Annotated in this window: 18 protein-coding genes and 2 tRNA genes; 6 read left to right on the top strand and 14 right to left on the bottom strand. The window is 54.4% G+C overall.

Going from position 1 to position 24,465, the window contains the following annotated elements:
• Positions 1–53 precede the first annotated feature (53 nt).
• The gene (gene tsaB / locus ACYQ11_RS02045) at positions 54–761 is read right to left on the bottom strand and encodes a tRNA (adenosine(37)-N6)-threonylcarbamoyltransferase complex dimerization subunit type 1 TsaB (protein ID WP_459922070.1); all 708 of its coding nucleotides are present in this window, start codon (positions 759–761) and stop codon (positions 54–56) included.
• Between the two features lie 7 nt (positions 762–768).
• Positions 769–3,219, bottom strand: a complete 2,451-nt coding sequence (gene lon, locus ACYQ11_RS02050) for an endopeptidase La (protein WP_459922071.1) — start codon at positions 3,217–3,219, stop codon at positions 769–771.
• A gap of 234 nt (positions 3,220–3,453) precedes the next feature.
• On the opposite strand from lon, the gene ACYQ11_RS02055 reads away from it, so the two are divergent.
• The gene (locus ACYQ11_RS02055; protein WP_459922072.1) at positions 3,454–4,245 is read left to right on the top strand and encodes a prepilin peptidase; all 792 of its coding nucleotides are present in this window, start codon (positions 3,454–3,456) and stop codon (positions 4,243–4,245) included.
• 18 nt (positions 4,246–4,263) lie between these two features.
• Here the strand turns inward: ACYQ11_RS02055 and ACYQ11_RS02060 are convergent, their stop codons facing one another.
• Positions 4,264–4,725, bottom strand: a complete 462-nt coding sequence (locus ACYQ11_RS02060) for a chemotaxis protein CheX (protein ID WP_459922073.1) — start codon at positions 4,723–4,725, stop codon at positions 4,264–4,266.
• A 141-nt stretch (positions 4,726–4,866) separates the two neighbouring features.
• Here ACYQ11_RS02060 and ACYQ11_RS02065 point away from each other — a divergent pair, with 141 nt between their 5' ends.
• The 3 genes from ACYQ11_RS02065 (at position 4,867) to ACYQ11_RS02075 (ending at position 8,676) form a co-directional block, all read left to right on the top strand.
• Positions 4,867–6,879, top strand: coding sequence for an acyl CoA:acetate/3-ketoacid CoA transferase (locus ACYQ11_RS02065; protein WP_459922074.1), 2,013 nt, complete (start codon positions 4,867–4,869; stop codon positions 6,877–6,879).
• 527 nt (positions 6,880–7,406) lie between these two features.
• Entirely contained in the window at positions 7,407–7,676 is a 270-nt protein-coding gene (locus ACYQ11_RS02070; RefSeq protein ID WP_459922075.1) for an HU family DNA-binding protein, read from the top strand.
• Between the two features lie 247 nt (positions 7,677–7,923).
• Positions 7,924–8,676, top strand: coding sequence for a PilZ domain-containing protein (locus tag ACYQ11_RS02075; RefSeq protein ID WP_459922076.1), 753 nt, complete (start codon positions 7,924–7,926; stop codon positions 8,674–8,676).
• Here the strand turns inward: ACYQ11_RS02075 and ACYQ11_RS02080 are convergent.
• The 9 genes from ACYQ11_RS02080 to tadA form a co-directional block, all read right to left on the bottom strand.
• Entirely contained in the window at positions 8,673–9,608 is a 936-nt protein-coding gene (locus tag ACYQ11_RS02080) for a calcium/sodium antiporter (RefSeq protein WP_459922077.1), read from the bottom strand. The two genes, ACYQ11_RS02075 and ACYQ11_RS02080, sit on opposite strands and share 4 nt — an antisense overlap.
• Entirely contained in the window at positions 9,599–11,515 is a 1,917-nt protein-coding gene (gene uvrC, locus ACYQ11_RS02085) for an excinuclease ABC subunit UvrC (RefSeq protein WP_459922078.1), read from the bottom strand. The genes ACYQ11_RS02080 and uvrC overlap by 10 nt, the downstream gene beginning before the upstream one ends.
• A gap of 6 nt (positions 11,516–11,521) precedes the next feature.
• A complete protein-coding gene (gene uvrB, locus ACYQ11_RS02090; protein WP_459922079.1) occupies positions 11,522–13,513 on the bottom strand; it encodes an excinuclease ABC subunit UvrB in 1,992 nt (663 codons plus the stop codon).
• Positions 13,514–13,601: 88 nt separating this feature from the next.
• Entirely contained in the window at positions 13,602–15,059 is a 1,458-nt protein-coding gene (gene cysS / locus ACYQ11_RS02095) for a cysteine--tRNA ligase (RefSeq protein WP_459922080.1), read from the bottom strand.
• Between the two features lie 95 nt (positions 15,060–15,154).
• Entirely contained in the window at positions 15,155–15,634 is a 480-nt protein-coding gene (ispF, locus tag ACYQ11_RS02100) for a 2-C-methyl-D-erythritol 2,4-cyclodiphosphate synthase (RefSeq protein ID WP_459922081.1), read from the bottom strand.
• Positions 15,635–15,636: 2 nt separating this feature from the next.
• On the bottom strand, positions 15,637–17,337 hold the full coding sequence (locus ACYQ11_RS02105) for a glutamine--tRNA ligase/YqeY domain fusion protein (protein WP_459922082.1): 1,701 nt from the start codon (positions 17,335–17,337) through the stop codon (positions 15,637–15,639).
• Positions 17,338–17,543: 206 nt separating this feature from the next.
• A tRNA-Pro gene (locus tag ACYQ11_RS02110) sits at positions 17,544–17,620 on the bottom strand.
• A 78-nt stretch (positions 17,621–17,698) separates the two neighbouring features.
• Entirely contained in the window at positions 17,699–18,988 is a 1,290-nt protein-coding gene (locus tag ACYQ11_RS02115; RefSeq protein WP_459922083.1) for an adenylosuccinate synthase, read from the bottom strand.
• Between the two features lie 20 nt (positions 18,989–19,008).
• Complete coding sequence (tadA, locus tag ACYQ11_RS02120) at positions 19,009–19,509, bottom strand: tRNA adenosine(34) deaminase TadA (RefSeq protein WP_459922084.1); 501 nt, start codon at positions 19,507–19,509, stop codon at positions 19,009–19,011.
• Between the two features lie 144 nt (positions 19,510–19,653).
• On the opposite strand from tadA, the gene ACYQ11_RS02125 reads away from it, so the two are divergent.
• Together ACYQ11_RS02125 and guaD are read left to right on the top strand one after the other, a co-directional pair.
• Positions 19,654–19,730, top strand: a tRNA-Arg gene (locus ACYQ11_RS02125).
• A 246-nt stretch (positions 19,731–19,976) separates the two neighbouring features.
• The gene (gene guaD, locus ACYQ11_RS02130; RefSeq protein ID WP_459922085.1) at positions 19,977–21,326 is read left to right on the top strand and encodes a guanine deaminase; all 1,350 of its coding nucleotides are present in this window, start codon (positions 19,977–19,979) and stop codon (positions 21,324–21,326) included.
• On the opposite strand, the gene ACYQ11_RS02135 is transcribed toward guaD, so the two are convergent.
• Both ACYQ11_RS02135 and ACYQ11_RS02140 read right to left on the bottom strand, forming a co-directional pair.
• A complete protein-coding gene (locus ACYQ11_RS02135) occupies positions 21,294–23,138 on the bottom strand; it encodes a hypothetical protein (RefSeq protein WP_459922086.1) in 1,845 nt (614 codons plus the stop codon). The two genes, guaD and ACYQ11_RS02135, sit on opposite strands and share 33 nt — an antisense overlap.
• Before the next feature lie 440 nt (positions 23,139–23,578).
• Positions 23,579–24,343: an enoyl-CoA hydratase/isomerase family protein gene (locus ACYQ11_RS02140; protein WP_459922087.1), complete on the bottom strand. Its 765-nt coding sequence runs from the start codon at positions 24,341–24,343 to the stop codon at positions 23,579–23,581.
• Positions 24,344–24,465: the final 122 nt, after the last annotated feature.

The raw sequence follows: 24,465 nt of genomic DNA on the forward strand, positions 1-24,465 counted from the left end.
CGCACACACCGCCGTAACGGATAGGGACTGCCTATCAGACTCTTCAAAAAAAGTCAAACACCTGATTCGGCCGGCGCTGCCCGATGGTTGAGTTCGGCGTCCGAAGGCCTTATATAATGGGGGACCAGGCTGTCTGTCCTGTCAACCTCACCGGAATGGAACCGTTTATACGCCAGACGGGCCACGTGAAGCGCCCGGATCGATCCGGCTTCAGGCGGCAGACACACCGCCATGGAACCCAGCCGTTTTTTTATGATATCACCAAACACGGAAAGACCGGATCCGACAAAAACGGTTTCTTCATCGACCCCCGCGACAAGAGATTCGGGGCCCACGGCGCATCCCTGAACCACGGCGACGGGCACCTTCCCGTCCCATCGGTAGCGGGCCATGTACACCTCATTTTTACGGGCATCGATCAGAGCGCAGACAGGACGGTTCGAGCACGGCACATTCATCGCCAGGGCATCGAGCGAGGAAACACCTGCCACGGGTTTTCCCGTCACAAGGGCAAGGCCTTTGACGGTGCTCAAACCGATGCGCAGGCCGGTGAAACTCCCGGGGCCCCGGCTGACGGCATAGCCGTCGATGTCATGGATCGAAAGCCGGCAAGCCCCCAGAACAGTGTCAATCAGCCCCATGATATGCCGTGAATGGGTTTCCTTTTTACGGAAATTCAATTCACAAAGCAGCACGTCATCGTCAGTGACGGCCACGCTGCATCCCTGACCGGTGGTATCGACGGCAAGAAGCTTCATCATAATCGGATCACGCCTTGGGTTTGGCGGTTTTCTTTTTGGCGGCCGGTTTTTTGGGCGTCGTTTTTTTCTTGGCGTCGATTACACTCTGCCAGTCGCATATCGCAATCCCAAGCACCTCGTCGACATTTTTCACCGGAATGAACTTGATTTTCCGTTTGACGTTGGCCGGAATCTCGATCAGATCATTTTTGTTTTTATCCGGGAAGACAATGGTTTTGATGCCGCCCCTCAACGCACCAAGGGCCTTTTCCTTCAACCCGCCTATGGGAAGCACCCGACCCTTGAGGGTGATTTCGCCGGTCATGGCCACATCCGGGTTCACGTTTTTCTTGAGAATGGCCGAAAGCAGGGACGTGGCGATGGCAATCCCGGCCGACGGGCCGTCCTTGGGCGTTGCGCCGGCGGGCACGTGGATATGAACATCATTGCTTTCAAAGGGGTCCTTGACCCCCAGCTGGGAAAGTTTGGTCCGGGTATAACTGACCGCCGCCCGCACCGACTCCTGCATCACCTCACCCAATTGTCCGGTGATCACCAGTTCACCTTTGCCGCGGACCAGCGCTGTTTCAATGTAAAGAACCTCGCCGCCGATCTGGGTCCAGGCAAGTCCCGTGGACAGGCCGGGCTGACTTTCCTCTTTGTCCATTTCCGGAAGGAACTGCGGAGGACCGAGGTATTTTTTCAGCGAGGCCCGGCTGATGACAAACCGTTTTTTCTCACCTTCGGCCACATGGCGGGCCACTTTTCGGCAGATCTTGCCCAGAGCGCGTTCAAGGCCGCGCACACCGGCTTCGGCCGTGTATTCTTCAATGACTTTCTGGATGGAACCCTGGCTGAACTCGATGAATTTTTTCTTCAGGCCATTGTCCTTGATCTGACGGGGCAGAAGATACTTTTCTGCAATGACGATTTTTTCCTCGATGGTATAACCGGCCAGATTGATGATTTCCATGCGGTCCAGAAGAGCCGACGGAATCGTGTCGATCTGATTGGCCGTCAGGATGAACATCACCTTGGACAAATCGAAAGACAGATTCAGGTAATGATCGCTGAATTCGGTATTCTGCTCGGGATCGAGGGCCTCGAGCAATGCCGATGAAGGGTCGCCGCGATAATCGGAACCCACCTTGTCCACCTCGTCCATCATGAACACAGGGTTGTTGGTCCCGCACTGCTTGAGCCCCTGGATGATTCGTCCCGGCAGGGCTCCGATATAGGTCCGCCGATGCCCCCGGATTTCGGCTTCGTCACGAATCCCGCCCAACGACAACCGGACGAATTCCCGTTTCATTGATTTGGCGATGGCCTGTCCCAAGGACGTTTTTCCCACCCCCGGCGGGCCGACAAAACAAAGGATCGGCCCCTTCATTCTGGGGTTCAATTTGCGTACGCTCAAATATTCCAGGATCCTGTCCTTGATTTTTTCAAGACCGTAATGCTCTTTTTCAAGGTGTGCCTTGGCGTCCTGAATATTCAGATAGTCCTTGGTGGATTTACTCCAGGGCAGTTCCACCATCCAGTCCAGATAGGTTCTTACAATGGACGCCTCCGACGAATCAGGATGCATCTGCTCCAGGCGCCTGAGCTGCTTGAGGGCTTCATTCTCGGCCGCCTCAGGCATCTTGGCCTTGGTGATCAGTTTTTTGTATTCGTCGATTTCAAGGGCTTTTTCATCCAGTTCGCCCAGTTCCTTGTGAATGGCCCGGACCTGTTCCCTCAGATAATAGTCCCTCTGGCTCTTTGATATTTCATCCCGGACATCGGTCTGGATTTTGGCCTGAACCGCCGACAGCTCGACCTCGCGAATAAGAAACTCATTGATCTTCTGGAGCCGCTTGACCGGATCGATGGTTTCAAGAAGGGTCTGGGCGTCTTCCACCTTCAATCGAAGGTTGGAGGCCACGAGATCGGCCAGCTTCCCCGGGGATTCGATACTTTCGAGAATCGAAGAAATCTCTCCGCTTAACTCTCCGCGAAGGGCGAGGATCCGCTCACTTTGCTCCCGGACATTGCGCATCAGGGCTTCGGCTTCCAGATCAAGGGATACCGGAACCTCTTCGGGAATCAGTTCAATTTTCACACGATAGAACGATTTTTTTCTGAGATACCGAAGAATCCGGCCCTTTCCGATACCCTGAACCAGGGCCTTCAGTCGGCCGTCGGGCAGGCGGAGAATCCTCAGGACCTTGACGATGGTCCCGACACTGTAGATTTCATCGGCAGCCGGGTCTTCGATGGAGGAATCTTTCTGGGCGGCGAGAAAAAGGTATTTCCCCTTGTCAAGCGATTCGGAAACGGCATTGACGGACTTGTCCCGTCCAATAAAAAGAGGGAGAAGCATGTCATTGAATATCACAATATCCCTGACCGGCATCAACGGCAGCGTCTCCGGGATATCCGTATCATGAATTTCATCATCAATGACATTGATCAGGTCATCATTATCACTTTGAGCCATCATTTCTCCTGAAAAGTCTTAAAAAATATAAAAAAACCGCTGGAAACCCACTTCAGCGATTCTTTCGTCGTGATCCAAGTTGGGCATATTATAAAGCAGTTTTGCGCTTTTACAATATCTGTCTTGATTTTTTTGGGAACTGCCACTAATCTTGTCGCACTGAATAAAATGAACCACCGACAGCGCCATCAGGCCCTCTGCCGCCTGCAACCCCGACCATCGAAAGGGTCCGTCATGTATGATACCTACCAATGGCTGATGCCGACCGTCTTTTTTGTCTACGGCCTTTGCGTCGGCAGTTTTCTGAATGTCTGCATCTATCGTATCCCCGCCTCCCAGTCTCTGGTCCGCCCCAGGTCATCCTGCCCTGCCTGTGGAGCGCCCATAAGGTTTTACGACAACATTCCCGTGCTGAGTTTTCTCATTCTCCGTGGAAAATGCCGTTCCTGCGGCAAACGGATTTCAATCCGTTACCCGTCCATCGAACTGTTGACCGGCACCATCTGGGCCCTGTGTTATGCCAGGTTCGGCGCAACCGTTGAATGCCTGGCGTATATTGTGTTTCTGTCCGTGCTGATCGTGATCACATTCATTGATATGGATCACCGCATCATTCCGGATGTCATTTCATTGCCGGGTATTCCCCTGTTTTTCGCAGCAGCCCTGCTGGCTACGGATCTTGGATGGTTGAACAGCCTGCTGGGCATCCTGCTCGGCGGGGGCTCCCTGTGGGCGGTGGCGGAAGGGTACTACCTGATCACGAAAAACGAAGGCATGGGCGGCGGAGATATCAAACTTCTGGCCATGATCGGAGCCATGATCGGCTGGAAAGGGGTTTTCTTCACGATTTTCGCTTCTTCGGCCATCGGAACCCTCATCGGACTCGCGGCAATTGTCGTGACCCGTTCCAATCTGAGGCTTGCCGTTCCTTTCGGACCGTTTCTGGCGCTGGGTGCGGCGGTGTATGTTTTTGCGGGCCGGGAAATCATCGACTGGTACTACGCGTTTTCCGGTATCGCATCGTGACGGGGAAGACGTCGGCCATCATTGTTCCAGGCAGATTTCGATGGTGAAGTCTCCGGCCCGGGTGTCAAAGGGCAGAGCGATGGCCGGGTAAGGCCCGGCATGGGGCACCGTGTGGTTGTCTCCCATGACCACCTTATCAAGAGCGGCCTTGCAATCCATCCCCTTCTGGGCCACGGAATTGGTGGCCCGGCCGGAAACCATGTTGGCGATCTCGCCGACGGCATCTTTGATCTCGTCGTTCAGTTCCGACAGAGGCTCTCCGAACATGTTGGACACAATGGACAGAATACCGGGTCCTGAGAAGCTCAAGGCGACCGTTCCGCTGAGTTTGCCCGTCAATCGGATCACCCCGGTTATCACACCCCGGGCACGGGGGTCTTTCTTCACGTACGGCTTCCCGGCCGTTGCCGTGGTGGACGCCGTGGTTTCAAGAATATTCAGGGTTGCTTCTATAAAGGGATTGACAAGGTTTGCGTCCATGATTCTTTCCTGTTATAATCGCACCATTTTCATGCATCGTACATCATCGACCGGGTTAAATCAAAAGCTTTTCCCGTTTCGCCCGATCGTCCGGCACGCCGAAAACCATCATCCACAACATGACATTTCAAGGGGTATATCATGGAAATCAATAGTGAAAACAGCCAAGGCAATCCCATCGTTCATCCCATGCTTTCCGACATCAGCCCCTTACGAGCCAAAAAAGGGAAAGTGGTTCGTCCCGACGAGGCGGTTCGGGTGATTCGGAATCAGGATACGGTGGCCTTTGGAGGATTTGTCGGCATCGGATTCGCCGAAGAGATCGCGATATGCATCGAAAATAATTTCCTGAAACATCAGGCACCCAAAGATCTGACCATCATGTATGCCGCCGGCATGGGGGATGGAAAGACCCGGGGCCTGAACCATCTTGGCCATGAGGGGCTTGTGGCCAAAGTGATCGGGGGACACTGGGGTCTGGTTCCACGACTGCAAAAGCTGGCCATTGAAAACAAGATCCAGGCCTACAATCTTCCCCAGGGCGTTTTGTCCCACCTGTATCGCGACATCGCCGCCAACAAACCGCGGACGATCTCGACGGTCGGCCTTCATACCTTTGTCGACCCGCGGCACGACGGGGGCAAGCTCAATGCCGTGACCACCGAAGACCTTGTGGAACTGATGACCTTCGATTCAAGGGAGTATCTGGCATACAAGACATTTCCCATCAACGTGGCGGTGATCCGGGGAACCACCGCCGACACCAACGGAAACGTCACCATGGAAAAAGAGGCCCTCACCCTGGAATCCCTCTCCCTGGCCATGGCGGCGAAAAATTCCGGGGGGTTTGTGATCGTCCAGGTCGAACGGATTGCCGAGAGCGATTCCCTGAATCCCCGTCAGGTCAAGATTCCGGGTATTCTGGTTGACTGTGTGGTGGTCGCCAAACCGGAAAATCACATGCAGACGTTCGATATCCAGTACAATCCCGCCTACAGCGGCGAAATCCGTGTCCCCATTCAGTCGGTGGAACCCATGGCCATGTCCGAGCGCAAAATCATTGCACGCAGGGCGGCCTTTGAACTGGAGGTCAACAGTGTCACCAATCTGGGGATCGGCATGCCCGAAGGGATCGCAAACGTGGCCAACGAGGAAAAAATTCTCGACCTGATCACCCTGACCGCCGAACCGGGTCTGATCGGCGGCCTACCGGCGGGAGGCCTGAGCTTTGGAGCCGGAACCAATGCCGCGGCAGTCATCGACCAGCCCAACCAGTTCGATTTTTACGACGGGGGCGGGCTGGATATTGCGTTTCTCGGTCTGGCCCAGGCCGATCGAAACGGCAATCTCAACGTCAGCAAATTCGGGCCGAAAATCGCCGGTGCCGGAGGGTTTATCAATATCAGTCAGAACGCCAAAAAAATCGTTTTCGTAGGCACCTTCACGGCCAAGGGCCTTGAGATCGAAATCCGGGACGGCGGCATCTCCATCGTTCGCGAAGGTGAAATGAAAAAATTCATCGACGCGGTCGAACAGATTACATTCAGTGGGGATTATGCCGTGGAAAAAAATCAGCCGGTTCTGTTTATTACCGAACGCTGTGTGTTCTCCTACGGCAAAAACGGCATGGAACTGATTGAAGTCGCACCCGGCGTCGATCTTCAGAAAGACATTCTCGACCAGATGGAGTTTAAACCCTACATCGCCGGAGAACCCCGCCTGATGGACGAGCGAATCTTCCGCCCCGAACCCATGGGAATCAAGGAACGCCTTCTGTCTGTTTCGCTGGAAGAACGCCTGAACTACAACCCGAGGAAAAACATGTTCTTTGTAAACTTCGAGGGTTTGTCGATAAATACCCGGGAAGATATTGACAATATTGAGAATGCCGTCGTAAAAATACTCTCGCCACTGAACACAAAAGTGTCCACCATTGTCAATTACGACAACGTGTCCATCAATCCCGATATCGTCGACGACTATACCATCATGGTGGATCGCCTTGTCAAACGGTATTATTCCGGTGTCACACGCTATACGACAAGTGCGTTCCTGCGTCTGAAACTCGGGGAGGCCCTGAAAAAACGGAATGTGGCCCCTCACATCTACGAAAGCAGTGAAGAGGCTGAAAATGCGTTAAATTTAAATCGCTGACGATTTTTTTTTACTTTCCCCCATCGATAATTTTCGCATGGATGAACCCGAAAATTCGGTGCCGTTCCAGCGGCATACAGCGGGTATAGTTATTGTAATAAAATGTTTCACGACAGTGTATAATTTTTCAACCAATTGTTTTTATGTAGTTTATTTAAAAAAATCAACCCCATTTTTTTTTGTTAATCGGTTCTTCGTCTTTCTGTTTCTGAGCATAAAATGCCTTAGACATTTCTGTGATTCAGATTTGAAAGGGCTTTCAAAAAAAATCGGGGTGTTATTTTTTTTATCCGCGTTGCATTTATTTCTTGACACGAATGAATCAAATAAGTAGTTTTAACACGCAAAGGGTTGATATTGTGTCTTTTGCATGTTTTCTTTAATATATTCCTTGAGACATTTGGTCCGGGTCTCAACATCAAACGTTTTATAATTGAATTTTTTATTCTCGGGTTTAGCGCATTTTCAATTTAGAACCATAGAGCATCGTGTGTAAAAAGCCATTTCACAGAAAGGAGATCTCAAGCATGAACAAAGGTGATTTGATCAATGAAGTAGCCAACGTCGTCAGTTCCAAAAAAGAAGCTCAGGCAGCGGTTGACTGTGTTCTCGCAGCCATCACGGAAGCTCTGACCAAGAAAGACACCGTGACTCTGGTGGGTTTTGGCACCTTCAAAACCGTTGAGCGCAAGGCAAGAAAAGGCAGAAACCCTCAGACCGGTCAGGAAATCAGCATCGGTTCACGCGTTGTTCCCAAATTCGTTCCTGGAAAAGCACTGAAAGACGCTTTGAAATAACAGGTGATCAATCAGTTCCTCGGTTAATGCACTTACCCGTTTTATCGATGATTCGGTCAAGCGGGTGAGTGCGGGAACCGCCTCCCCCCTTTCCATTTCAATCCTGTGACACATCTTGGCGCCTCTGTACGACGAATCGCGATAAAATTTTGCATTTCTTCGGGGCCTGTGTTAGAAAAAAACGTTTGTTTCGAATAAAACCAGTGCCCCTTGTTGTAACCGATAAAACGATCACTCGTCGGATGTTATGGTAGATACGAAGGATTTGATTCTGAAGCCCGGTCTGGGTATTGATCTTGTATTTGATCTGGACTCCCTGTCGCCAAGCTCCAAGCCGTCCATTGTCTTTGACTGCAACGACAGGACACGGCGTGTGATCGTCGCCCAGCCCACCCATCGGATCAATCCGGCCACCGTCAGCCGACAGATGCACATCAGCTCTCTGGTCCGCAAAGAGCTGTCGTCGAAAGTCCGTCTCGGTTACCTGTGCCGGGTCCTCGAAGCGATCAACGGATACAGCCTGGCCAATCAGGGCAAGGCCGATGCCCTGCTGATTGAATACATCCCTCCGCTTATGGAGATCAACATCCGGGCAGCCTACCGGTTTCACCCCAATGCCAGCCACGAGGTTCTCGCCAAACTCGTATACCATGATCAGATCTACTATTCCGGCCGCCATTTCAAGCTTCACAATATTTCAATCAACGGTGTGGGGCTTTTGATTCCCAAGAAAATCCTCAAGGATCGCAACCCCCTTCTGGATATTCAGAACAGCAGTTCCGGAAAAATCGGCATCATTCTGAAATACGCGGAGGACGGCGGGGCCATATCCACCTTCGACTGCGATTTCACGGTGGTCCGAACCCATACGGACTACAACGCGCTCAGCGCCTTTGCGGGCTGTTCTCTGGTCAACCTGAGTCCGGATGCCGAAGAAATGCTCAACAAGTTCATCCATCAGGCCCAGCTCCACGAGATTCGAAAACTCAATCGCTTCTAAAATCCGAACAGGGTCACCAGAAAAAAGACATAAGAAATCAAGAGAATGGCGCCTTCACTGCGATTGATTTTCTGGTCTTTGGTGATCACGAAATACATGAAGGCCACGGCCACGGAAAACGGCAGCGAAAATGCCAGAATCGATTCGGGAATCAGGAGGTTGCCAGGCAGGCCGCATAATCCCATGACGGCAAAGGTGTTGAAGATGTTCGATCCGATGATGTTACCGATGACCATATCGGATTTACCCTTGCGTGCGGCGGATACCGCGATCATGACTTCGGGCAGCGAGGTACCCAGGGCCACGGCACTCAGAGCGATCACCTCCGTTCCGATTTTCATAATCTCCGAAATACGAATCACCGCATCCACGGTATAATTGGCCCCGGCAAAAACCAGCAGGGCGGAAACCAAAAGCATCAGCCAGTCTTTGAGCGGCGAGGGCGTGATGCCCGAGACATCGTCGTCATGGGCATCCGCCGTTTCAACGGCGAAGGTTCCCCACAGATAGGCACCGAGTGTCATCAGGCAAAGGGCGGCTTCAATCCGTGTAAACTGTCTGTCGTGAATCATGAAAGCCAAAAGCAGGGCCGACCCGGTCAGAAACGGCAGATCCACGTTCATCAGATTGTAACGGATTGTGAATTGTTTCCCAACCACGCCGGCCACACCCAGGACCAGGCAGATATTGGTTATGTTCGACCCGATAACATTGCCGATCACGATTTCCGAATGGTTTCTGACGACCGACAGGGCCGAGGAAACCAGCTCGGGAAGGGAGGTACCGAATCCCACGATGATCACACCCACCACAAAGTGCGACAGGCCGAACGACACGCCGATTCGCTCCGCTGCAATCACCAGAAAATCCGATGCGATAACCAGAACAGCCAGGCTGATGATCAGAACAAACGACCAGATAATCACGTCCATGGGGCGTCTCCTTCGTCGGGATCGGGTGCTGCCGGATCGTCTGCCGGCATCGAGGGTTTGTTTTTTTTCTCGGCAAGGGCGCTGATCACGGCCCGGGCCGTTTGGCGTGTCATCCCAGCAACGGCGGCAAGGGCCGTTTCGTCGGCCTCCATGATCCCGGATACGGTGCCGAACTGCAAAAGAAGCGCTTTTTTGCGTTGAGGCCCAATGCCGGGGATATCGTCCAAAACGGAACTCAGGCTTTGTTTTCCTCGCCTGGATCGATGAAATCCGATAACAAAGCGATGGGCTTCATCACGGATAGCCTGAAGAAACAGGAGGAGTTCGTCGTCCCGCGCCAAATTGACGGGATTGGAGCGCATGGGTTTATAGATTTTGTCCCGGTCTTCTCCCCTGCCCTCATCTTTTTTTGCAATTCCGATCACATCGAAGGCCTGATCGAGTCCCAGGTCGCCGAGCACCGACAAGGCGATATTCAACTGCCCCCGGCCGCCGTCGACCATCAGCAGATCGGGGAACTCCCTGTCCCGGCTCTCCGGAGCGTATCTCCGGGACAGAACTTCGGCCATGGTTTTATAGTCGTCCGGACCGCTGACGGATTGTATGGTATATTTCCGGTATCCGGTTTTATAGGGCACCCCGTTTTTGAACACCACCATGGCCGACACCGCATCGTCCCCGGAAAAATTGGAGTTGTCGAAGCATTCAATTCTCTCGGGAAACCGGCTGAGTCCCAGCCTGGTTTTCAGACGCATCAGCAGATTCAGCCTGGATTCGGCCTGATTTTCCCGCTCTTTGATTTCTTCTGCGCCGTTGTGTCGGGCCATTTCCATCAATTTGGCCTTTTCGCCGCGCCGGGGAACGAGCAGCCTCACGGAGCCCCGCTTGAGGGTTCGTAACCAGTCGGTCAGGGAATCATGATCTTCCGGAAGAACGGGCAGCAAAATTTCCGAAGGGACATGGGCGGCCTTTTCGTAATACTGAACGATGAAGGTGCCCAGAATTTCCGGATCATCGGCCAGGGTTTCACCAAAGGAAACATGGCGCGATCCGGAAAGAACCCCCGCCCGGACGGAAAGCACCGTGATCACCGACAGGGTTTTGCCTCTGGACACGGCCACGATATCACGGTCCACCATATCGGCAGACACCACGACCTGTTTTTCCAGAGTGGCCTCCAGCGCGAACAGTTTGTCGCGAAGCTGGGCCGCCTCCTCGAATTGTTCCAAACGTGCCGCCTCATTCATGTCCTGCCTGACCCGACGGATCAGATCCGGTGTCTTTCCCTTGAGAAACAGGGCCACGTCTTCGATCTGCCGCCTGTAATCCGAAGGGTCCACCGCCCGGCAGCAAGGGGCCAGGCACGTTCCGATTTCATGGTACAGGCAGGGACGGACACGGTTTTTATAGACCCGGTTTCGACATTTTCGAAGTTTGAAGTTCCGGTTGATAAACTTCAGGGTCTGATGGACGGCTCCGGCCGAGGCATAGGGGCCGAAATACAAGGCCCCGTCCTTTTTCATCGTGCGGGCGATGGTGATATTGGGAAAATCGGTACCGATATCAATCCTCATGAAAGGATACCGCTTGTCGTCCTTGAGAATCACGTTGTAGCGGGGCTGGTGCTTACGGATCAGGGTGGCTTCGAGAATCAGCGCTTCCTGCTCGCTGTGGGTGAGGATGGTATCGAAATGATCGATTTTGTTGACCAGAACCCCGGTTTTCATGTCCGTATGATTTTCCCGCCGGAAATAGGAGGTCAATCGTTTTTTCAGGTTCTTGGCCTTGCCCACATAAATGACCTGCCCCTTTGCGTTTTTCATCAGATAAACCCCGGGACCGGACGAGACCGCGTCCACCCGTTCGGCCAGCAGTTTTTTCTGATCGATCCTGGAATCCTGAGTCATAAGGCCCTACATCAGGCTGATGGTTTTCAGTTCACGGATGCGATCCCGGAGTTTGGCCGCTTTTTCAAAGGCCAGTTCCTTGGCGGCCTGACGCATTTCCCGTTCCAGGTTTTTAATCAGATCGGGAAGATTGTCCAGGGTGTCGTAGTCCGCCACGGGTTCAGCCACAACGTCCATACCCTGCAGATCATCGAAAGCATAATGATCGCCAAAGGACGTAAGGATCTCCTTGCAAATGGTTTCCGGCGTAATGCCGTGCTCTTCGTTATAACGGATCTGGATGGCACGCCGCCTTTTTGTTTCGTCGATGGCATATTGCATGGAGCCGGTGACCTTGTCGCCGTAGAGCAGCACCTTTCCGTTGACATTGCGCGCGGCACGACCGCAGGTCTGGACGAGGGACCGTTCCGAACGAAGGAAACCCTCCTTGTCCGCATCGAGCACCGCCACCAGAGATACCTCGGGAATATCCAAGCCCTCCCGAAGAAGGTTGATACCCACCAGCACATCAAACAGACCAAGACGAAGCTCACGGATGATTTCGATGCGCTCCATGGTTTTCACATCCGAATGCATGTAGCGGACCTTAAGTCCCAGGTCCGTATAATAATCCGTCAGATCCTCCGCCATCCGCTTGGTCAGGGTGGTCACCAGGACCCGCTCGCCGGCGGCCACCCGTTGGCGGATTTCACCGTAAAGGTCATCGACCTGATGGGTTGCCGGCCTCACCTCGATTTCCGGGTCGATCAGTCCGGTGGGCCGGACGATCTGCTCGACCACGTTGCCGCCGGAGATCTCCAGTTCATAATCGGCCGGGGTGGCCGACACATAAATGGTGCGCGGGGTCCGGGCACAGAACTCCTCGAACGTCAGGGGCCGGTTGTCCACCGCAGACGGCAGGCGGAACCCGTACTCCACCAGCGTCGTCTTCCGCGACCGATCGCCGCGGTACATGGCCCGAATCTGCGGAATCGTGATATGACTTTCATCGACAAACAGGATAAAGTCATCGGGAAAATAGTCAAGCAGGGTCGGCGGCGGTTCTCCCGGTCCCCGCCCGGAAATATGACGGGAGTAGTTTTCGATCCCGTTGCAGTAACCGATTTCCCGGAGCATTTCCAGATCGTACCGGGTGCGTTCCTCGATTCTCTGGGCCTCGATCAGCTTGTTCATGTCCCGAAAATAGGCGACGCGTTCTTTCAGTTCCTCGGTCACCGCCTCGACCACCCGCTTTCGGGTACTTGTCCGGGTCACGTAGTGGCTGGCCGGGTAAACAACCGCCTTTTTCAGACGTCGCAGGGTATCACCTTTAAGCGGGTCGATTTCGACCAGGGCGTCCACCTCGTCTCCGAAAAACTCCACCCGGACGGCCAGATTTTCTTCATAGGCCGGGAAAATTTCCACCCGGTCTCCACGGACACGGAAGGTGCCGCGGTAAAAATCATAATCACTGCGTTCGTATTGAATGGCCACCAGGTCCGACAGCAGCTTGTCGCGGGACAGCTCCATGCCGGTGTCCAGCTCGACACGGAGCGCGAGGTAGTCTTCTGGAGCCCCCAGGCCGTAAATACACGATACACTGGCCACCACGATGACGTCATCCCGTGACAGAACGTTCCGGGTGGCCGAATGCCGCATTTTGTCGATGATGTCGTTGATCGACGAATCTTTCTGGATATAGGTGTCGCTGGTGGGAATGTAGGCTTCCGGCTGGTAATAATCGTAATAGCTGACAAAATATTCGACGGCGTTATCGGGGAAAAAGGCTCGAAATTCGTTGAAAAGCTGGGCGGCCAGAGTCTTGTTGGGAGCGATGACCAGTGTGGGTTTCTGGACGGTTTCGATCACATGGGCCATGGTGAAGGTTTTGCCCGAACCGGTCACCCCGAGAAGCACCTGGTGGGGCTTCCCCTCGATCAGACCGCAGCTGAGTCCATCAATGGCCCGGGGCTGATCCCCCCTGGGTTTGAATTCGGATGAAATCGTAAAGCGAGACATAATGTCTTATCCGTAATTCACTATTATCATTAAATAAAAAGGCAAACCCATGAAGGATTTGCCTTGAATGACGCCGATTCTCCGGCCCTCATTCCATCACTTTCCAGACGGTTCCGCCGGGCCTGTCCTCGATGGCGATGTTCATATCCTCCAGTTCCTTGCGAATGCGGTCCGCCGTGGCGAAATCCTTGGATTTTCTGGCATCGGTCCGCTGCCGGATCAAGTCCTCGATCCGGGCGGAATCCACCTCGCCCGCATCAAGGGCCTCGCTGCGTTTCCTCTCAAAATATTCGTAGGGAATCTCCGTCAGTATACCGAATATATTTGCAATCTTGACGATATCCGAGCTGATGCCCTCCACCTGAAATTTGGTTTCGAAGGCCGTGTCCTCGGTCAGGTCATCGAGCAGTCGGTTGACTTTTCGAACCGCCTCGAACATCACCGCCATGCCCCGGGCCGTATTGAAGTCGTCTTCCATGGCCTGGAAGAACTCTTTCCAGACCTCGCCGAACCGGTACATGTTGTTGGCGTTCAGGCGGATCATCGGCAGATTGCCGTAAGTATCCGAAATCCTTTGAAGCAGACTGTAGAGTTTATCCAGGTTCCCGGCGGATTCTTTCATGGACTGGGCCGTGAAATCGATGGGACTCCGATAGTGATTGGACAAAAGGAAAAGCCGCACCGCCTCAGGGTGGTAAAGGGCCAGGATGTCCTTGATCAGGGTGGTGTTTCCCAGAGACTTGCTCATTTTTTCCGAATTGATGTTCACAAACCCGTTGTGCAGCCAATATTTGACAAAGGGCTTGCCGAAAGCCGCTTCGGACTGGGCGATTTCGTTTTCATGATGGGGAAAGATCAGGTCCTTGCCGCCGCCGTGGATATCGAAGGTTTCGCCCAGAAGCTGACGGCTCATGGCCGAACATTCGATGTGCCAGCCGGGGCGGCCTTTTCCCCATGGGCTGTCCCAGGACGGCTCGCCGGGTTTGGCCGCTTTCCATAACGCAAAATCAAAGGGATTTTCCTTGCGTTCGTCCACATCGATGCGGGCGCCCGCCTCCATGTCCTCAAGCTTGCGGCCGGACAGTTTGCCGTACCCGTCGAAGGCGGTCACCCGGAAATACACGTCCCCATCCACCGGATAGGCCATGTTCTTGTCGATCAGCGTTGAAACGATGCTGATGATATCACCGATATGATGGGTGGCCCGGGGTTCTACGGTGGCGCGCTTCACGTTCAAGGCATCCATGTCCCGGTAGAACTCCCGGATGTAACGTTCGGCGATCTCCTCGGAGGTGACGCCAAGTTCATTGGCACGCTTGATGATTTTGTCGTCCACATCGGTAAAATTTCGAATGTAGGTCACGTCAAATCCCATGGCTTTGAAGAACCGGAACACAATATCGAAAAACACCACGGAACGTGCATGACCGATATGGCAGGAATCATAGACGGTGGGTCCGCAGACATACATCCTGACTTCACCGGGTTCGATGGGTTCAAACGCTTCCTTTTTACCGCTGAGGGTGTTGTACACTTTAAGGGGCATAACCTGTTTCCCTGTTTTCTGTATTGATCCGTTTCACTGGAAAGCCGGATGTCGGCTTGAAAAATACACTACTTTCATCATTCATTGAGGTTTTGTCAAGCCGTTCGATCGTCGATCAGGGCCACGGCCATGGCGGCGATCCCTTCGCCCTGACCGATCATGCCCAAACCTTCCGTGGTGGTCGCCTTGACATTCACGGCTTCCGGAGGAATCTCCAGTGCACGGGCCAGGGTGAGAACCATGGCCTCCCGATAGGGCGAAAGCTTGGGTTTCTCGGCAAAAACGGTGGCATCGATATTGATCACGCCAAACCCCAGATCCCTCAGCTTGCAGCGGCAGGCTTCCAAGAGTTCGATACTGTAGATGTCCTTGAAGGCCGGATCGGTATCTGGAAAATGCCGTCCGATGTCCCCCAGGCCCGCAGCTCCGAGCAGGGCGTCACACACGGCATGGGTCAGGACATCCGCATCCGAATGCCCCAGCAATCCTTTTTCGTAAGGGACGGTCACGCCGCCAAGGACCAGTTTTCGACCCGGAACCAGGCGATGCACGTCGTTTCCGATGCCCACGCGCATAATCAGTCCTCTCCCTTGCGGAGCTTGGCCCAGGTATCCTTGAGGGTCACGGTGCGGTTGAACACCGGATGCCCGGGCCTTGAATCTTTGGCATCCACACAAAAATACCCCTGGCGTTCAAACTGAAAGGTCTCACCCGGAGCGGCACCGGAAACAGTCGGTTCGACCATGGCACCTTCCAGAACCGTCAGGGAATCGGGGTTCAGAACCGATCTGAAATCCGCCCCGCCCTGCTCGGGATTGTCGCTCATGAACAGGCGGTCGTACACCCGGATTTCGGCCGGTACGGCATGACCTGCCGACACCCAGTGAATGGTGCCCTTCACCTTCCGGTTGTCCGGGGTGGACCCGCCTTTGGACTGGGGATCGTAGGTACAGATCAAGGCCTGAATCTCACCGTTTGTCGGGTCTTTGACAATCTCTGTGCAGGTGATGTAATAGGCGCTGCGCAAACGGACCTCGCGGCCCGGGCCCAGGCGAAAGAATTTTTTGGGCGGATCTTCCATGAAATCGGATCGTTCAATAAGGATTTCCCGTGAAAACGGCAGGCTGCGGACACCCATGTCGGGGTTTTGGGGATGGTTCATCAGGGTCATCTCTTCGACCTGTCCGTCGGGGTAATTTTCAATGATCACCTTGAGGGGATCGAGAACACCCATGATCCGGGGGGCTTTCTCGTTGAGATCCTCCCGCAGGCACTCTTCAAGAACCCCAACATCGATCCGGCTTTCCTTTTTGCTGATGCCGATCCGTCTGCAAAAGCGACGGATGGACTCCGGGGTGTAGCCTCGGCGTCTGAGTCCGGAGATCGTCGGCATCCGCGGGTCGTCCCAGCCGCTGACATGCCCTTCGGTGACCAGTTGAAGCAACTTTCGTTTGCTCATCAGGGTGTAACTCAGATTCAATCGTGAAAATTCAATCTGCCGGGGATGACAGGGGGTTTTCAGGGTGTCGAGGACCCAGTCGTACAAAGGGCGATGATCCTCGAACTCCAGGGTGCACAAGGAATGGGTGATGCCTTCGATGGCGTCGGAAATGCAGTGGGTGTAATCGTACATGGGATAGATGCACCAGGCGTTGCCCGTCCGGTGATGCTCGGCCTTGCGGATACGGTACAGGGCCGGATCCCGCAGATTGATGTTGGGAGAGGTCATGTCGATCTTCGCCCGGAGAATATGTGTTCCGTCTTCGAATTCACCGCGCTTCATGCGTTCGAACAAATCCAGGTTCTCGTCGACACTGCGGTTCCGGTAAGGACTGTCCTTGCCGGCCTCGGTCAGGGTTCCCCGGTATTCACGAATTTCATCGGCGCTGAGACTGCACACATAGGCTTTCCCGGCTTTGATCAGTTCGACCGCGTATTCGTAAAGGCTTTCAAAATAATCCGAGGCATAGCGCACCGGCCCGTTCCACCGAAATCCCAGCCAGGTCACATCCTCCTTGATGGATTCGATGTATTCCACCTCTTCTTTTTCGGGATTGGTGTCGTCGAAACGAAGGTTGCAGGTGGCCCCGTCGAATTCTTCGGCGATGCCGAAATTCAGGCAGATGGATTTGGCATGACCGATGTGGAGATACCCGTTCGGTTCCGGCGGAAAACGCGTGGCCACCTTTCCTTCGTTGACGTTGGCAATGATATCGTCACGGATGATAGTGCGGATAAAATCGGTGCCCTGACCCTGATCTGTGTCGGTGAGTGTCATACCTTTTCCTTCGATGACGTTAGGGGTTCATGCGTCTTCCCGGCCGAAACCAATCCGGGCCGGTCAGGCAGGATGTTGTTTTTATCACAGAATATCGACTTATGCCACTTTGAAATTGATTCTGTCGGGCAGCTTATGACGGAAAGACGGTCGACGAAAACAAAAATGGACCACACAACGGTGGTCCATTTGAGGGCGTAATATGATGGTCGGGATGAGAGGATTCGAACCTCCGACCCCAGCGTCCCGAACGCTGTGCTCTACCAGACTGAGCCACATCCCGATTGAAATAACGAACGTTTTTTATATCAGTGGAAGACGTTTGTCAATTCGTTATTATGAAATTTTTGATCGATCATCCTCACACGAAGGGATTGTTGATGATGATGGTCTCCTCACGGCCCGGCCCCACGGAGACGATGTCCACGGGCACCCGGGAAAGCTCCTCGATCCGCTTGATATACCGCTTGGCATTGAGAGGAAGATCCTTGAACTCCTTGATGGTCGAAATATCCTCGTCCCATCCGGGCATTTCTTCATAGACCGGCACGCACTGGGCCAGTATCTCCAGGTCCGTCGGAACGGTTTCCAGAATCTTGCCGTTGTAGTTATAGGCCGTACAGATTTTCAGGGTTTCAATACCGCCCAGCACGTCCATTTTGGTCAGTACCACTCCGGTCAGGCCATTGAGCCGGGCGGCGTTGTTCAAAATGACCATATCAAGCCAGCCGCAGCGCCTGCGGCGCCCGGTGGTGGCACCGAATTCGGCCCCTTTGGACTGCATGTAATCCCCTGTTTCATCGAGCAGTTCCGTGGGGAACGGACCGGCCCCCACGCGGGTGGTGTAGGCCTTGACAATACCGATAACGCCGTCAATGTCTTTGGGACCCACGCCGGAACCGCAGCAGGCATTGCCGGAAACCGTGCTTGACGAGGTGACGTAGGGATAGGTTCCGTGGTCGATGTCCAGATGGGTGCCCTGGGCCCCTTCGAACAGAACGCTTTTCAGCTGCTTGATGCCTACCATAATCTCGACGGAGGTATCGGCAATGTAAGGGGCCAGAAACTCGGCATATTCCAGATACTGCTTGATAACAGCTTCGGCATCCACGGTTTCGACGCCAAAGTAATGCTTCAGCTGGTAATTTTTTTCATCGAGAACGGTGCGGACCGTTTCTGCAAAGGTCTTGGGCTTGAGCAGCTCGACAAAACGAATTCCCACACGGGAGGCCTTGTCTTCATAACAGGGACCGATGCCGCGGCCGGTGGTGCCGATCTTGTTGTCCCCTTTTCTGGCTTCGCGAGCGTGATCAAGGCTTTTATGGTACGGCATGATCACCTGGGCCTTTTCGCTGAGTCGAAGGTATTTGGGGCTGACATCCACGCCTTTGGACTGGAGGTATTTTATTTCGGAGATCAGAACCTCGGGGTCCACCACCACACCGTTTCCGATAAAGCAGGTTTTATTCTGAAGGATTCCCGACGGCACCAGATGGCTGATGAATTTTTCGCCGTTGACCACCATGGTGTGCCCGGCGTTGTTGCCGCCCTGGAACCGGACCACGAAATCCGCATATTCCGCCAGAAGGTCAACGATTTTACCTTTGCCTTCATCTCCCCATTGCGTACCGATAATGACAAAATTACCCACGAGTGACTCCTTGCAATAAATTATAATCCCGGATCGTCATCAAGGGCGGCAGGGGGTTTCTGACGTTTATGACGAAAAAAGTCCTGAATCAATGCGCGGCACCGATCCTCCAGAACCCCTGAAACCAGCTCAACCCGGTGGTTCAACCTGACATCATCCGCAAGATTGAAAAGGGAACCGGCCCCGCCCCATTTCGGGTCTGACGCGCCGAATACCACACGTTCCAACCGTGCATGAACAATGGCCCCCATGCACATGATGCAGGGCTCGATGGTCGTGTATATCGTGGCTCCGGTCAATCTGTAGTTCCCAAGAAAATACGCGGCGTTACGTATGGCCAGCATTTCTGCATGGGCCGTTGGATCAGCCTGATTGATGGTCCGGTTCCCGGCGGATGAAAGGATCTCCCCGGATTTGGCCACAATCACACTACCTATCGGAACTTCTTGGTTTTGTCCAGCTTTTTCAGCTTCCTTGATGGCCAGAAGCATGAAGCGTTCATGATCGATCGTTTCAGACACGGTGACGTCCTTTACCTTAATATGAAACCCGGCCCCGAATCATGCCCGGACACCGGACCTGGTCCGGCCGGGGCAAAAACATGCCGGGAGCGAACTTAGTGTTGACATCGGATCCGTATTGGATTAAAAGTATCCCCGAATTAAGCGCTCGTAGCTCAGTTGGATAGAGTATCTGACTACGAATCAGGGGGTCGCAGGTTCGAATCCTGCCGAGCGCGCCACACCAAACCAAAAAAAGGTTTTCGGATATCGATCTGAAAACCTTTTTTATTTCGGGGATCAATCGTTTCCGACACCCGGTACCCCGAACGATGGCGACATCCCCGGCCATCGTCGTGAGTGACGCCGTCACAGGCGTTTGATCTGCATTAAACCGGTTTGATTGCCGTATCATGAAATGATTCGCCCCCATGCTCACCCTGTTCGCTTCGATTCTGTGGGCATGTATAATCCAAATGGAGAGACAAATGCAAGAAACACCTCCATCCCTGTCGGCCTTCCGGGCGTCGATTTTTCATTTTACCGATGATCCGGGCCTTGTCGCCGATGCCTATGAATACATCGAAGACGGCCTGCTCGTGATCGAAGCGGGACGTGTCCTGAAAATCGGCCCCCGCCACGCGCTGATCGACGATCTGCCCCGAAACTGCCGGGTCCATGACCATTCCGGCTGCATGATCATGCCCGGTTTCATCGACACCCATGTCCATTACCCCCAGATCGATATCATCGCATCGTACGGCAAACAGCTGATGGACTGGCTGACCGCCTACACCTATCCCTGCGAACAGCGGTTCCGTGACCCGGACATCGCACGAAAGACGGCGGACGTGTTTATCGCTGAACTGCTTGAAAACGGAACCACCACCGCCATGGTCCTGCCCACGGTCCATCCGCAATCCGTTGACGCGCTGTTCGAGGCGGCCGATGCCCTCTCGATGCGGCTTGTGTCGGGCAAGGTTCTGATGGACAGGAACGCTCCGGAAGGGCTTCGGGATACGGCACAGACCGCCTACGATGATTCCCTTGCCCTGATCACACGGTGGCATGGTCGCAGTCGGCTGAGCTATGCCGTCACGCCCCGGTTTGCCCTGACCTCGTCCGAGGCCCAGCTCGAGGCGGCGGGCGCCCTGATCCGGGAGCATCCCGACGTCCTTCTCCACACCCATCTGGCTGAAAACGAGCGTGAAGTGGCGCTGATCCAAAACGCCTTTCCCTGGAGCAAAGGGTATCTCGATGTGTACGACCGCTTCGGCCTGGTCTGCGGCCGATCGGTCTTTGCCCACGGCATTCACCTGTCGGATCGTGAGCTTGCACAGCTTGGGGAACGGGGCGCGGCCATCGCCCACTGTCCCACGTCCAATCTGTTTCTCGGCAGCGGCCTGTTCGATCAGGCAACGGTCAGATCCCATCGTATCGGTATCGGGCTTGGAACGGATGTGGGTGCCGGCACGTCCTTTTCCCTGTTCAAAACCATGGCGGAAGCTTACAAGATCAGCCAACTCCGGGGCGTCAATCTCAGTCCTTTCCAGAGTTTTTACCTTGCCGGCCTGGGGGGCGCCGTGATTCTGGGGCTGGACCATGCGATCGGAAATTTTTTACCGGGCAAGGAAGCGGATTTTATCGTGATCGATCCCCGACGTCTGCCGTTGCTCGACCGGCGGCTCGCCCGGGCGGAAAAGCTTGAGGACGTTCTGTTCGCCCTGATGATTCTCGGGGATGACCGGATCATCACGGAAACCCATGTGAACGGCGTAAAGACAAGTCTTCCGAAGGACCGGCCGTCAGAACAACCGGGGGGACACACCGATCACTGAATCGGGCATGACGATGTGGGGAGGCTGGGTCGTTTTGGAGATGACCGTATCCATGATCCGGCCAAACTCGTCCACGGTGCGAAGATAAATGTCAAAGGTGTCGATGCCGTCCTGATCGATGACGCGGGTGCAGGTGGTCGCCAAAGGGGCAAGGTTCTCGGACAGGAGAAACCTGCCTGACGGACGGGTTCCCATGAAAAAAAGCGTCCGGGCCGTGCCACGGACCGGCAGGGCCCATTCACAGACCAGCAGGCCGTCACCGGTGAATGCGGACAGCAGTTGGGGATAAGGTCTTGTAAACGACACCGCATGGCGGGAGATGCGGCTTGTCAGGACGCCGGTATCCCCGTAACCCTTCGGAAGAACCCGAACATAACCGCCGGGGTTCACGGCATTGCCCCCGTTGTCGCAAAGCACGAAGGTATAGCGGCTGTTTTCGGTGACCGTCAAAGGGTCGGGTGTTCCCAGGTCATCGGTGGGCTGGTGGAAGCCAAGGGGGCGGGACCCCGACCGGGCGAAGACCGCGGGATCTCCGCCCTGTCTCGTCAAAATTACCGGGTCACCGGAAGGAATACCCGGTCCGGTCACCGTGATGTGATCCACGTCGGCCACCCGGTCCGCCGCGGGGGCCACGGCGTAAAGACCGATGCCGTTGGCAAGAATCTCCCGGCTTGTCTGGCTGTAGGCGGCACAGGCTCCGACCTGAACATCTATAAGCTGTTGGTTGCCGGCGATCAGCCATTGCCCCGCCGTTCGTGTGAGCGTCCAGTTCTGAAGTGACTGACTGTGTCCGTCCGCAGTGGACACGGTCAGCGAAACAACCGCCGTCCCGTTATCCAAGTCCATGGCATCGAGGGACAGACCGGACACGGTCATCCCGATCAGGTCCGGATTACCGCAGATCGATTCGAGAAAGGCCCGGCGGTCATAGCCGTTGTACAGAAAGCCCTCGTCAAACAAAGCGACCAGTCCGGCCGCCGTCGGGTCAGGGCAGGCCGTTTCAAACCGGAGCGCCCAGTCAGCGAACATGCCGTCAATATCGGTCATCGCCTGGACAAAGGCGTCCACGAGGTTCCGGTCCACGGCCGAAAACCCATCGGATTCCGTGGTATCGGCAAGGTTTTCAATGAGTTCCTCACCGGTCAGGATATTCCGAAGACTGACAGTGTCAAGACGCTCGCCTTCCGGTGTCCATTGGGGGATCACGCGGATCATGTCCAGAACCGCATCCAGCCCCGTATGATCGGCCGCAAACGGCGTATTGAACAGATTGATTCCGGCTGCATCGACGCCCGCGGAATCGATCAGATCCCAAAACCGTGAACGGATCAGGGATTCATACCGGTCGAGGATGTCATCGGTGGCGATTCGAGACAACGGCGGATCGACGAAGCTGTCGAAATAGAGTTCCGGAGCCTGTTCGGTCAAATGCCCCACGATCAGGTCCGTCAGCGGAGTGATGTTGACGATGTCCGAAACGTCGGACCGGGTGCCCAGGGAATGAAGACAGACCGATCGACCGCCCACGGTGCCGCGGGCCTGAAGAATGTAAGGGCCGGTCATGGTGTCGACCAGATGTATGGAAAAATGACCATCGGGTTCGATGACGCCGGACAGATAGGTATTGGCGGAATTGGCGTTTTTAAGGATCACCGTTCCCCGGACCGGGGCACCGGCCGCGACCACACCTGAAATCGTGTTATCCGAGTTGTCCGAATCCACGCCCTGGTCGGGCGCCCCGTGGTTCAGGGAACAGGCCGACAAAACCATGACCGGCCATACCAGAAACGTCAATACCGCGCGTGAAATCATACCACTCCTTATCCGCCTTCCCCCCAGAAGAAAAGGCACCGAATTATCTGACCGTACAAAACTCCATATACGGATACACGATCTCTGTCAATCTTAAGCATCAAGCGTATCAGGGCTGGGGTGGCGGATGAAAAAAGGGGCGATCGTTTGATCGCCCCCAAAAACAGAGGGTATTGATACAGATGCGGGGACATCCGATATCCATGGGCAGGTCTGATCGTTGCCGGTTTTCAGGACGTAACGCGCGACGGACGGACGATCGGAACAGAGGCAGTATACCCGTTTTTTACGAACAGTCAAGTTTTATTTTACATATGTAAAATGAGACATTAAAAAACAAACGCCGGACGGCTGCCTGAACAAAACCGCCCAAGGGGACAAACGGGGCATGTCATTCCATCGTGACCGGGGGCAGTTGCCCGCCGGTCACGCAACCGCCGTCAGGCAGGAAGCATGGAATGAACGAATTCGAGGGTGCCGCGGACATCATCGCGCAGAAAGCAGGCAAGTCCCTGTTTCCATGTGCCGTCATCCAGACCGGCCCGAATCTTGTCGGCGTATTCTTTTTTCATCAGTTTCTTGATGGGAATGAAGGGCCGGTTCGGGGTATCGATCCAGAGGGTCACCAGCTCTTTGGCCCGGGCGATCAGCTGATCTTCGTCGACGATCTCGTCAACCATCCCGATTTCAAGGGCTTTTTCGACACCGATCATCTCACCGAAAAACATCACGTTGCGGTAAGTGCGCTCGCTGTCCAATCCGTAGCGGACGATTTCACTCTGGGCCACGGACAGAGGCAGGCCGATTTTGATCTCGCTCATGCCCAGCTTGACCTTGGGATGATTCTTGACGAGACGATAGTCCGACGCCATGGCCCAGATAAGTCCGGCTGCCGCGCTGTGCCCGTTCATGGCGCAGATCACGGGTTTGTCGCAGGTGAAAAAGTTCAGCAGCAGCTCCTCTTCCTCATCAAACCAGGCGTAGATTTCTTCGATGGTTTTAAAAGAGATAAAATCAGGAAGATGAAAGCCGCTTGAAAAGAAACGGCCTTCGCCGGTCAAAACGATGCCTTTGAGGGCGTCATCGGTACTCACCTTCTTGACGACGGCATCGATGCGTCGAAGGGTATCGATGGTGATCGAATTGGTGCTTCCATGGGAAAGGGTGATAATGGCAATGCCGTCTTCGATGGTTTCCTTGATCATTGTTCCTCCATGTTTCCGGTGCAGAGCCTGACGGGTCGTCTCGACGTTTCAGGCATGTCAATCCTCGGTCCCCGCTTATTAAGGCAGGATGCGGGGACTATACCCAAAAGCTCGGCAAATGT

Source organism: Desulfatiferula olefinivorans, from assembly GCF_054657895.1.